6 protein-coding genes are annotated in these 12,852 nt (G+C 44.7%); 1 reads left to right on the top strand and 5 read right to left on the bottom strand.

The genetic code is table 11. From position 1 onward, the window contains the following. Positions 1-272 precede the first annotated feature (272 nt). From rpoC to pbp1b, 3 genes are all read right to left on the bottom strand, one after another. On the bottom strand, positions 273-3,926 hold the full coding sequence (rpoC, locus tag HMPREF2918_RS04720) for a DNA-directed RNA polymerase subunit beta' (RefSeq protein WP_070594718.1): 3,654 nt from the start codon (positions 3,924-3,926) through the stop codon (positions 273-275). Positions 3,927-4,089: 163 nt separating this feature from the next. Next, positions 4,090-7,659 carry a DNA-directed RNA polymerase subunit beta gene (gene rpoB, locus HMPREF2918_RS04715; RefSeq protein ID WP_070594717.1) on the bottom strand — a complete coding sequence of 1,190 codons (3,570 nt, stop codon included), beginning with the start codon at positions 7,657-7,659 and terminating at the stop codon, positions 4,090-4,092. Positions 7,660-8,010: 351 nt separating this feature from the next. Further along, on the bottom strand, positions 8,011-10,467 hold the full coding sequence (gene pbp1b, locus HMPREF2918_RS04710; RefSeq protein ID WP_070594716.1) for a penicillin-binding protein PBP1B: 2,457 nt from the start codon (positions 10,465-10,467) through the stop codon (positions 8,011-8,013). 182 nt (positions 10,468-10,649) lie between these two features. On the opposite strand from pbp1b, the gene tyrS reads away from it, so the two are divergent. Then, positions 10,650-11,906, top strand: coding sequence for a tyrosine--tRNA ligase (gene tyrS, locus HMPREF2918_RS04705; protein ID WP_003004779.1), 1,257 nt, complete (start codon positions 10,650-10,652; stop codon positions 11,904-11,906). 62 nt (positions 11,907-11,968) lie between these two features. On the opposite strand, the gene HMPREF2918_RS04700 is transcribed toward tyrS, so the two are convergent. Then, complete coding sequence (locus HMPREF2918_RS04700; RefSeq protein ID WP_070448823.1) at positions 11,969-12,382, bottom strand: DUF3021 domain-containing protein; 414 nt, start codon at positions 12,380-12,382, stop codon at positions 11,969-11,971. 9 nt (positions 12,383-12,391) lie between these two features. Beyond that, positions 12,392-12,847, bottom strand: coding sequence for a LytTR family DNA-binding domain-containing protein (locus HMPREF2918_RS04695; protein ID WP_003013710.1), 456 nt, complete (start codon positions 12,845-12,847; stop codon positions 12,392-12,394). Between the last annotated feature and the right edge of the window lie 5 nt (positions 12,848-12,852).

The following is a 12,852-nucleotide window of genomic DNA, read 5'->3' as shown; positions in this document are numbered from 1 at the left end:
ACATCTTTTTTCATTCTACCGCCAATGACTTTAAATGTCAAACCGATTTTTGGGTTTTATAAAGAAATTACTAATAGTTAGTCATTTTATTATTTTGGTGTTTAGAATACATATCCATATAATCACTAATTGTAAGTATTTACAGCACGACTTTTACCGGGCTAATATTTTTGGTAAAAAAATAATTCAATAATTATACAATTATTTTTCAAATAATAAATTTTTATAATTTTTTCAAAAAAAGCCGGAACTTGTAGTTCCGACTTATTTTCTTATTTTTCTACGACTTCAGCTGTTTGAACTTCATCGACTGTTCCATCTGTTAATGGCACTTCTTCGATGATTTCAACTTCATTGACTGCTTGTGGTTCCAAGTTACGGTAACGAGCCATACCTGTACCTGCAGGAATAATCTTACCAATGATAACATTTTCCTTAAGTCCAAGGAGATGGTCTTTCTTACCACGGATCGCTGCGTCAGTAAGAACACGAGTGGTTTCTTGGAAGGAAGCCGCTGACAAGAAACTGTTGGTTTCAAGAGAGGCTTTGGTAATTCCCATAAGGACTGGACGAGCAGTTGCAGGAACTCCACCAGAGATAAGGACATCCTTATTGGCATCTGTAAAGTCTGTAATGTCCATCAGAGTACCCATGAGAAGGTCTGTATCTCCTGGATCCATGACACGTACTTTACGGATCATTTGACGCACCATTACCTCGATGTGTTTGTCGCCGATTTCTACCCCTTGGCTACGGTATACTTTTTGTACTTCCGCAAGGAGGTATGTTTCAACTGACAAGACATCACGAACGGCAAGGAGACGTTTTGGTTGAATAGATCCTTCTGTCAGAGCATCACCACGAGAAACTTGATCTCCCACTTCGACTTTCATGCGGGCAGTGTAAGGGACAACGTATTCGCCCTCACCAGTTGCTCCGCTAACAAAGACTTTCTTGGTCCGTGTAGAAGCATCTTCTTCGATGGCTGTGACTTCCCCTTTGACCTCAGTGATGACCGCTTCCCCTTTTGGATTGCGGGCTTCAAAAATTTCTTGGACACGAGGAAGACCCTGAGTGATATCGGTATTTGAGGCAACCCCACCCGTGTGGAAGGTACGCATGGTCAACTGTGTACCAGGTTCCCCGATAGATTGGGCAGCGATAGTTCCGACTGCTTCACCCACTTCAACCGCATCACCAGTCGCCAAGTTGATACCATAACAGTGACGGCAGACACCATGGCGGGTGTTACATGTAAAGACAGAGCGGATAGTGACTTCTTCCACACCAGCATGAACAATTTCACGTGCTAGGTCTTCTGAGATCAAGGTATCTGGACCAACGATGACTTCACCTGTTTCAGGATGTTTAACAGATTTCTTGGTATAACGACCAGTCAAGCGTTCTTCGAGTGGCTCGATCATTTCCTTACCATCAGTAATGGCACGGATCACAAGTCCACGGTCTGTTCCACAGTCATCTTCACGAATAATGACGTCTTGGGCAACGTCAACCAAACGACGAGTCAAGTAACCTGAGTCGGCTGTCTTAAGGGCCGTATCGGTCATCCCTTTACGGGCACCGTGAGTTGAGAAGAACATTTCGAGTACTGACAAACCTTCGCGGAAGTTTGACAGGATTGGCAATTCCATGATCCGTCCGTTTGGAGCGGCCATCAAACCACGCATACCGGCAAGTTGCGAGAAGTTTGAGATGTTACCACGGGCTCCAGAGTCCATCATCATAACGATTGGGTTCTTCGGATCTTGGTTATCCACCAAGCGTTTTTCCAATTTCTCACGGGCTGCACGCCATTCAGCTGTAACAGCATTGTAGCGTTCGTCATCCGTGATCAAACCACGACGGAATTGTTTCGTGATCTGTTCCACACGTTTGTGAGATTCTTCAATGATTTCTGCCTTATCTTCAACGACCGGAATATCGGCAATCCCCACTGTCAAACCAGCAAGGGTTGAATGATGGTAACCTAAGTCTTTCAAGCGGTCCAAGAAAGCAGACGTTTCAGTTGTACGGAAACGTTTGAAGATTTCGGCGATGATATTTCCAAGATTTTTCTTCTTGAAAGGAACGTTTAATTCCAATTTCTCAATCGCTGATTTGACATCTTGACCAGGCTCCAAGAAGTACTCAGCTGGAACACCTTCTGTCAAGTTGGCATTATTAGGCTCTTGAAGGTATGGAAGCTCTGCAGGCATGATATCGTTAAAGAGAATCTTACCAACAGTTGTCAAGAGAATCTTGTGTTGTTGTGCTTCTGTCCATGGTTTGTTCAAGCTATCCGTCGCAATTCCGACACGGGTATGCAAGTGAACATAGCCATTGCGAAGAGCCATCACGGCTTCATCACGGTCTTTAAAGACCATTCCTTCACCTTCACGACCAGCTTCTTCCATAGTGAGGTAGTAGTTCCCCAATACCATATCCTGAGATGGCGTAACGACTGGTTTACCATCTTTAGGGTTCAAGATATGCTCAGCAGCCAACATCAAGATACGAGCTTCTGCTTGAGCTTCTTCTGAAAGCGGTACGTGGATGGCCATTTGGTCTCCATCGAAGTCGGCATTGTAGGCTTCACAGACAAGGGGGTGCAAGCGAAGGGCTTTCCCGTCAATCAAGACAGGTTCAAAGGCTTGGATCCCCAAACGGTGAAGGGTCGGTGCGCGGTTCAAGAGAACTGGGTGTTCTTTGATGACTTCTTCCAAGATATCCCAGATACGTTCATCTCCACGTTCGACCAAGCGTTTTGCAGCTTTAACGTTTTGTACGATATCACGTGCAACGATTTCACGCATAACAAATGGTTTGAAGAGCTCGATAGCCATTTCACGTGGCACACCACATTGGTACATCTTCAGAGTTGGACCAACGGCGATAACGGAACGTCCTGAGAAGTCCACCCGTTTACCAAGCAAGTTTTGACGGAAGCGTCCTTGTTTCCCTTTGAGCATGTGGCTCAATGATTTGAGTGGACGACTACCTGGTCCTGTGATTGGACGACCACGACGACCGTTGTCGATCAAAGCATCGACAGCTTCTTGGAGCATCCGTTTTTCGTTTTGCACGATGATACCAGGGGCATTCAATTCTAACAAACGTGCCAAACGGTTGTTCCGGTTAATTACCCGGCGATAAAGGTCATTCAAGTCAGAGGCGGCAAAACGGCCACCATCCAATTGGACCATCGGACGAAGATCTGGTGGAATAACGGGAAGGATGTTGAGGACCATCCATTCTGGCTTGTTGCCAGATTTGTAGAAGGCGTCCAAGACATCCAAACGGCGCACAGCCTTCACACGTTTTTGACCAGTTGCAGTCTTCAATTCTTCTTTCAAGAGAGCAATTTCAGCTTCCAAATCCACTTGTTTCAAGAGGTCTTGGATGGCTTCTGCACCCATCTTAGCTACAAAGGAACCTGGTCCGTATTCACGCAAGCGTTCACGGTATTCACGTTCTGTCATGATGGATTTGTGCTCAAGTGGTGTATCTTTTGGATCGATCACCACGTAAGCTGCGAAGTAAATGACTTCTTCAAGGGCACGAGGGCTCATATCCAAGGTCAATCCCATACGAGAAGGGATTCCTTTGAAGTACCAGATGTGTGATACAGGCGCTTTCAACTCGATGTGTCCCATACGTTCACGACGAACCTTGGCACGTGTTACTTCAACCCCACAGCGGTCACAAACGATCCCTTTGTAACGGATCCGTTTGTATTTCCCACACGCACATTCCCAGTCTTTTGTAGGTCCAAAGATGACTTCATCAAAGAGACCTTCACGTTCTGGTTTCAATGTACGGTAGTTGATTGTTTCAGGTTTCTTGACCTCTCCATAAGACCATGAACGGACCTTGCTTGGAGAAGCTAGGGTGATTTGCATACTTTTAAAACGATTTACATCAACCACTATTTCTTACCTTTCCTTGTTTTCATACTTGTTTCATTTGGATACAGCTTAGGTGGGGAAAGAAAGAAAACTTTCTTGCCACCTCCCTCCTTGTGTCTGTATCTTGTTATCGAATCATCCTGTCAGAAGCATTGGTTTCTTACAAGACAATCATTTTTACTGATTATTTTTCTGATTCTTCAGCATCAAAGGCTGCTTTTGCTTCCTTAGCTGCTTTTTCACGTGCTTTTTCAAGGTCATCCACATGAATCACATCATCGTCTTCCCCTTCATCGAGGTCACGAAGTTCCACTTCTTGATCATCTTCGTCCAAGACACGCATGTCAAGACCAAGAGATTGCAATTCTTTGACAAGAACGCGGAAGGATTCTGGTACACCTGGTTTTGGAATCGGTTTACCTTTGGTAATCGCTTCATAAGCTTTCAAACGTCCGTTGACATCATCTGACTTGTAGGTCAAGATTTCTTGAAGGACATTTGATGCACCATAAGCCTCAAGGGCCCACACTTCCATTTCCCCGAAACGTTGTCCACCAAACTGAGCTTTCCCTCCGAGTGGTTGTTGAGTAACCATTGAGTATGGTCCGACTGAACGGGCATGGAGTTTATCATCAACCATGTGGTGAAGCTTGATCATGTACATAACACCGACAGAGACACGGTTGTCAAATGGCTCACCTGTACGTCCATCGTAAAGAATCGTCTTGGCATCACTATCCATACCAGCTTCTTTCACAGTATCCCAGAGGTCTTCTGAGCTTGCTCCGTCAAAGACTGGTGTTGCGATGTGAATACCCAAGTTACGAGCGGCCATACCAAGGTGAAGTTCCATAACCTGACCGATATTCATACGTGATGGTACCCCAAGAGGGTTCAACATGATATCAACCGGTGTACCGTCTGGAAGGTAAGGCATGTCTTCAACTGGAACAATACGAGACACAACCCCTTTGTTTCCGTGACGACCGGCCATCTTATCTCCGACGCGGATCTTGCGTTTTTGTGCGATGTAAACACGAACCAACATGTTGACACCAGATTGCAATTCATCTCCGTTTGCACGTGTAAAGATCTTAACGTCGCGAACGACTCCATCTCCACCGTGAGGTACACGAAGAGAAGTATCCCGCACTTCACGAGATTTATCTCCAAAGATCGCGTGAAGGAGACGTTCTTCAGCAGAAAGGTCTTTCTCACCCTTCGGTGTTACCTTACCGACAAGGATATCGCCTTCTTTTACTTCCGCACCAATACGGATAATACCTGTTTCATCCAAGTCACGAAGAGCATCTTCCCCAACGTTTGGAATTTCACGGGTAATTTCTTCAGGGCCTAACTTGGTATCGCGTGTTTCTGATTCGAATTCTTCCAAGTGAACAGATGTGTAGACATCTTCTTTCACCAAGCGTTCGCTCATGATAACGGCATCCTCGAAGTTATACCCTTCCCATGTCATGTAAGCGACGATTGGGTTTTGACCAAGGGCCATTTCCCCTTTTTCCATAGATGGACCGTCAGCGATAAAGTCGCCTTTTTCAACGACATCGCCAACTTTTACAAGGGTACGTTGGTTGTAAGCAGTACCTGAGTTTGAACGACGGAATTTTTGGACGTGATAGACATCAAGAGATCCATCTTCCCGACGAACTTCTACCTTGTCCGCATCCGCATAAGTAACTTTACCATCGTGTTGAGCAATGACTGCAGCTCCTGAGTCATGGGCTGCTTGGTATTCCATACCAGTACCCACATAAGGGGCTTTTGGATCGATCAATGGCACAGCCTGACGTTGCATGTTGGCACCCATGAGGGCACGGTTGGAGTCATCGTTTTCCAAGAAAGGAATACATGCTGTCGCAACGGCAACTACTTGTTTTGGAGATACGTCCATGTAGTCGACTTGATCAGATGGGAATTCTTGGTTGTTACCACGGTGACGTCCCATAACGATTGGCTCAGCAAAGCCACCTTTTTCGTTCAACTTAGAGTTAGCCTGAGCGACGATGTACTCATCTTCTTCATCGGCTGTCAACCAAACGATTTCGTTGGTGACTACACCTTTTTCCCGGTCCACTTTACGGTATGGCGTTTGGATGAAGCCATATTTGTTCAAGTGTCCGTAAGATGACAAGTTGTTGATCAAACCGATGTTTGGTCCTTCAGGTGTTTCGATTGGACACATACGACCATAGTGGGTATAGTGCACGTCACGCACTTCATATCCGGCACGGTCACGTGTCAAACCACCAGGCCCTAAGGCAGACAAACGACGTTTGTGAGACAACTCAGAAAGTGGGTTGTGTTGGTCCATGAACTGTGACAACTGTGAAGATCCAAAGAATTCTTTAATTGCTGCAGTTACTGGGCGGATGTTGATGATTTGTTGTGGTGTCAAGACGTCGTTATCTTGTACAGACATCCGTTCGCGAACGTTTCGTTCCATCCGTGAAAGTCCAAGACGCACTTGGTTGGCAAGCAATTCACCAACGGCACGAATCCGACGATTTCCAAGGTGGTCGATATCATCTACACGGCCAATACCTTCTGCAAGGTTCAAGAAATAGCTCATTTCTGCCAAGATATCAGCTGGAGTCACAATCCGTACTTTGTCAGATGGGTTAGCATTTCCGATGATGGTGACAACGCGGTCTGGATCTGTTGGAGCGACAACTTTGAATTTTTGCAATTCAACTGGTTCTGTCAAAACAGCAGCATCATTTGGAATGTAGGTGATTTTGTTCAAACCGTTATCCAATTGTTCTGAGATGCTGTCGATCACATCGCGCGTCATGACAGTACCAGCTTCTACAAGGATTTCCCCTGTTTCAGCATCTACCAATGGTTCTGCGATTGTTTGGTTCAACAAGCGGTTCTTGATATTGAGTTTCTTGTTGATCTTGTAGCGACCAACAGGAGCCAAGTCATAACGACGTGGATCAAAGAAACGAGCTACCAACAAGCTACGTGAGCTTTCCGCTGTTTTTGGTTCACCTGGACGAAGACGCTCGTAGATTTCTTTGAGGGCTTCATCTGTCCGTGAATCCATTGGATTTTTGTGGATATCTTTTTCGATGGTATTGCGAACCAATTCGCTGTCCCCAAAGATATCGATGATTTCATCATCTCCAGAGAATCCAAGAGCACGCACAAGCGTTGTAAATGGAATCTTACGTGTGCGGTCGATACGTGTGTAAGCAATGTCTTTTGAGTCGGTTTCAAGCTCTAACCAAGCCCCACGGTTAGGGATAACAGTTGATCCATAACCAACCTTACCATTCTTGTCCACCTTATCATTGAAGTAGACACCTGGTGAGCGGACCAACTGAGATACGATAATCCGTTCTCCACCATTGATGATAAAGGTTCCCATTTCAGTCATGATTGGGAAATCACCAAAGAAAACTTCTTGGGTCTTGATTTCACCTGTTTCTTTGTTGACCAAACGGAAGGTCACAAAGATTGGTGCTGAGTAGCTGGCATCGTGGATGCGCGCTTCTTCAAGCGAATACTTAGGTTCGCGGATTTCATAACCCACAAATTCCAATTCCATTGTATCCGTGAAGTTTGAGATGGGAAGCACATCTTCAAATACTTCCTTCAAGCCATGATCCAAGAAATCTTTGAATGAGTCTGTCTGGATTTCAATCAAGTTTGGTAAATCAAGAACCTCTTTGATTCTTGAAAAACTACGACGGGTCCGATGTTTCCCGTATTGAACGTCATGTCCTGCCAAAGTTTTTAGCTCCTTTTTCCATACTAGGATAGCTTGGTAACATCACTCCTACCACCTATCCGGTTTTAACTACAATTGTGTGATTTGCATCACGTGAAGAGCTGTCTCTTCACCTTATTCGTCGCTTTTTGTAATTTTTAGAAAAATTAAATTTGTGTAACAAACTAGGTTTTTTCTGAAAAATAGGCACAAAAAGAGCAGCTAAATCGACTTATTCAAGTAAGATTTAACTGCTGTAAGCTCTTATTTGGACAATATTTCAAATAAAGCACACGACAAATTAGTTATCACTATTATACCGTTTTTTGCTCCAAAAATCAAGGCTTTCTCTAGGTTTTCTACTGGATCAGACTAGCGTCGATTGCCACGATTTGAGCTGTTTCGATTTGAACTATTGCTTGATGAACTATTGGTTGTCGAATTGTTCTTATTATTCGACTGATTTCCACTGCTATTACCGAGAATTGCTGCCCAAGCACTTTGATAATCGCTATCCGATCCCCCGATGGCAAAGTGGTATTGAGTGGTTGGCGCTCCGTTTTTGGCCCAAAGGCTCGTCACCGTTTGACCGCTCACATCGATATCTCGGCCATTGACATTGACGCGGCCTGGTCTTTCACCAGTCGATTTGAGCACTTCAGAACGGATCACACTCTTATCGAGAGTGAATTTATCCTGAATTCCAAAGAGACTTGGATCTGCTTGGTAGATTGCATTCGCCAACTGCGCCATGTATTGGGCATTGTTGTTGTATCCGGTCAAGGTCTGCATGGAAGCATTGTTGTCATGACCGATCCAGCCACCTAAAGAAACATTTGGGGTGGACAGCATGAGCCACATATCCCCATTTGAGTTAGTGGTACCGGTTTTTCCAATCCAGTCAGCACCTGCCAGTGTTGGGTTGATTTGGCTAATCCGTGACTTAAAGGTCGTTGTAGCACCAGACGTAATAACCCCGCGCAAGAGATCCTGCATAATCGTTGCCGTTGCTGGAGAGTAAACACGAACAGGATCTGCCTCGTGCTTGTATACTACATCCCCATCTCGATCAATGATTTGCTCTACCATGTAGCGTTTGAGGTAGTTCCCATTGTTAGCAATGGTTTGGAAACCATTGGTATGTTGGGCAACAGTGACCTCAATTCCTCCCCCCATCGGCAGACTCTCAATGCCATATTCAGGGATATCATAGCCCATTTTCTTCATGTAGGATGGGACATCCACACCTTTTTCACGAAGAGTCCGGTAAGTCCAGTAAGCTGGAATATTCCATGAGGTATTGAGGGCCTCACGGAGATCCATCATGGCTGTTCCTCGGCTATCCACGTGCATGATTGGCTCACCACTTGAGAAATTAGTCGGATAGTTAGAAAGGATGCTATTGCTTCCCATCAAGCCTTGGTCGATGGCAATCCCATAGGCCAACAGCGGTTTGATAGTAGACCCTGGGGAACGCTCTGTATCAAAGGCATGGTTGTTTTGGTTGCCGTCAAAATTCCGTCCACCGATAAATCCTAAAACGGCACCCGTTCGGTTGTCCATAAGGACATTCCCAACTTCTACAAGACCCGTCCCATCATCCAAGACGCTTCCAAAATTCGCTACTGCCGCCTGCATCGCATTGTGAACCGGTTTGTTAATCGTGGTTTGAATGGTGTAGCCACCTTCGCGCAACTCGCTCTCAGCTAATTCTTGGTAAGCCTTGACGGTTTCATTATTTTTCAAGTCTTGCTTGGTGACATTGTCTCGCTTGATCAAGTAATCATACATGGCCTCTTTTGCTTCTTCCATGGCTTGGAAGTAGAGGTAGTCATGCGGTGTTTTCTCGATGCCATCTGGAGCCATGAAGTCTTTGGTCAAGTCGTATTGAGCATAGGTCTCATAGTCTTTTTTCGACAAGACTCCCGTCCGGTACATATTGAACAAAACGTCTTTGGCACGCGCCAGACCTAACTCGAGATTCTCCTTGCTCTTTAGGCTACCGTCTGCAGCATAAGGAGAGTAGACAATCGGACTTTGTGGCAAGCCAGCGATAAAGGCTGCCTGTGGAACAGACAAGTCTTTTGCAGAGACGCCAAAGATCCCTTGAGCTGCAGCTTCCACACCTGCAATATTTTGTCCTCGATTATTTCGTCCAAAAGGCGAAACATTTAAGTAGGTGGTTAGGATTTCGTTTTTATCCATTCCCCGCTCTAAAGCTAGGGCATCAACAATCTCTGTCGCCTTACGAGTAAAGGTTGGAGCGTCTCCTACGACTTGCTGTTTGATCAACTGCTGGGTCAGAGTTGATCCCCCACTAGAGGAACCCACACCGGCTACGGATCCAAGTGTTGCCCGAAGAACGGCTTTAGGTACAACCCCCTTGTGGCTTTCAAAATTCTCATCCTCAGTAGCGATCACAGCCTTCTTGACATTATCTGAAATGGCGTCTCCTGCGACTGGCGTGCGGATCAAATCACTGTCCACTTCTGCAATCAGGCTCTTATCGGAATAGGTCAGTTTTGAAACACTGCTGACGTTGCGGACCTGCTGGACCAATTCTTCTGTCTTTGGAACCTTGACATTGCTAAAGAGGCTCGCCGCATAACCAATCCCAATCCCTGCACCAAATAAAAAGAGGCACACGAACAGGGCGATCATGACATCCCACAAGAGTTTGAGGGTGCGCAAAAAGGTCGCAAAAATATCGCCGACAGACCAGCTACTTTCCTCATTTTTTTCCTTATTCGGAGTTTCTGTATACATCTTTGCAAAGAATTTTTGGACTTTCTTCCAAAACTCTTGCAGTTTCTCTTTTAATTGATTCACTGATTCTTTCTCCTTGTTCCCTATATTATAGCAGATTAGACCCTTTGTTTTCAATCACAAGAGCGTAGAAATCGTCACTCATTCTTCCTGGGTAAGGACAAGAAAATGATGGAAAGCATTGCCATTTCCGTGGTTTATGGTAGAATAGAGAAATGAATAAACTTATAAAGGAGAAAAGACACATGCACATTTTTGATGAGCTAAAAGAGCGTGGTTTGGTATTTCAAACGACGGATGAAGAAGCCTTGCGCAAAGCACTGGAAGAAGGTCAGGTTTCTTATTATACTGGTTATGATCCAACTGCTGACAGCCTTCACCTTGGTCACTTGGTTGCCATCTTGACGAGCCGTCGTCTTCAACTAGCAGGCCACAAACCTTATGCGCTCGTTGGCGGTGCGACTGGTCTCATTGGAGATCCGTCCTTCAAAGATGCTGAACGTAGTCTCCAAACAAAAGAAACTGTACAAGAATGGGTTCGCTCCATTCAAGGGCAATTGTCTCGTTTCCTCGATTTTGAAAATGGTGACAATAAAGCCGAAATGGTCAACAACTACGATTGGTTCGGAAGCATTAGTTTTATTGACTTCCTTCGTGATGTCGGAAAATACTTTACAGTCAATGCTATGATGAGTAAAGAATCTGTTAAAAAACGGATTGAGACAGGGATTTCTTACACAGAATTTGCCTACCAAATTATGCAAGGCTATGACTTCTACGTCCTCAACCAAGAACACAATGTCACCCTTCAAATCGGTGGGTCTGACCAATGGGGAAACATGACAGCTGGTACTGAGTTGATGCGTCGTAAAGCAGATAAAACTGGTCATGTTATGACTGTTCCTTTGATCACAGATGCAACTGGTAAGAAATTCGGTAAATCAGAAGGCAATGCGGTCTGGCTCAATGCAGACAAAACATCTCCATACGAAATGTACCAATTCTGGATGAATGTGATGGATGCAGATGCTGTGCGCTTCTTGAAGATCTTCACTTTCTTGTCACTTGATGAGATTGAAGAGATCCGTAAACAGTTTGAGGCTGCTCCTCATGAACGCTTGGCTCAAAAGATCTTGGCGCGTGAAGTGGTTACCCTTGTCCACGGCGAAGAAGCCTACAAGGAAGCCCTCAACATCACAGAACAACTCTTTGCAGGAAACATCAAAAACCTTTCTGTCAAAGAACTCAAACAAGGCCTTCGTGGTGTGCCAAACTACCAGGTACAAGCAGAAGACAACCTCAACATTGTTGAACTCTTGGTCACAGCTGGTGTGGTCAATTCTAAACGCCAAGCCCGCGAAGATGTTCAAAATGGAGCTATCTACGTCAACGGCGAACGCATCCAAGACCTTGACTATGTCTTGAGCGATAGCGATAAATTAGAAAATGAATTGACCGTTATCCGTCGCGGTAAGAAAAAATACTTTGTTTTGACTTATTAAGAAAGTAAAACCACGAAGTTTGGTATGAACTTCGTGGTTTTCTTATACACTTTTTTCTGGGACTATTTCCCTTTTCTGCGATGCAACAAAGCTTGGTTGATTCGTTGAGTTTTTTTATGGAGTTGCCAAATCTGGTAAAGCCAGATCAGACCGTAAATGGCTAGAAAGATCAACCAAGGAATCGGGCTCCGTAAGGCTGCTCCCCAGCCAAAAAATAAGTAGGTCAATGCTAAGATGGTAGCTGTCACAACTAAATGCAAGGCCACACGCAAACTATAGGTCAAAAACTCTTCTTCCTCAAGAATGAATGTCAAGACCCCCATTGTCCCACTCATCAAAAAGATCGCCAGGATATTGCGGACATTCACAGCGGGATAGACGATGTTGGGATAGACATGGGATAATAACACCAAACACAAATAAAAGAAGGATCCTGTCCTCATACCAGATACAAAATAAGCTATAACTCGTTTCATCACTTTCTCCTATACCCCTAAATAATCCATCAAGGATTTGACATATTTCCGACTGACACTTGATTTTACTCCGCGTGTCAGTTTAGCCATCATATTGCCTGAAAAACTATCCGATAGCGATTCCAAATGGTCGATATTCATCACCGCGTGGCGGGATATCTGTAAAAAATTACGACGATTAATCCGATGTTGAAAATTTGTCAAAGTATCTCTGACGATGAACGTTTTGTCTGTCGTATAAATGGTTAGCTGATTCTTATCAATCTCGGCTAGAATAATGTCATCAATTTTCACCATGATCAAATGATCATCTGTTTTGATAGGGATCACTACTTGATTCACTGTCGAAAATTGTTCGAGATAGTCCATCACCTCTCGTGCTTGATCGGATAATTGCTTGGCTTGAATGACCACACAGGGGTCGTTTTCTGGGATATCCTGTTTTTCCTCAAAACGAATCTTCATTCCTA

Origin of the sequence: Streptococcus sp. HMSC065C01 (assembly GCF_001813525.1) — a bacterium.
GTDB lineage: Bacteria > Bacillota > Bacilli > Lactobacillales > Streptococcaceae > Streptococcus > Streptococcus parasanguinis_V.
Note: the sequence above shows the minus strand (reverse complement) of the source record. Positions and strands in the feature narration are given on the sequence as shown.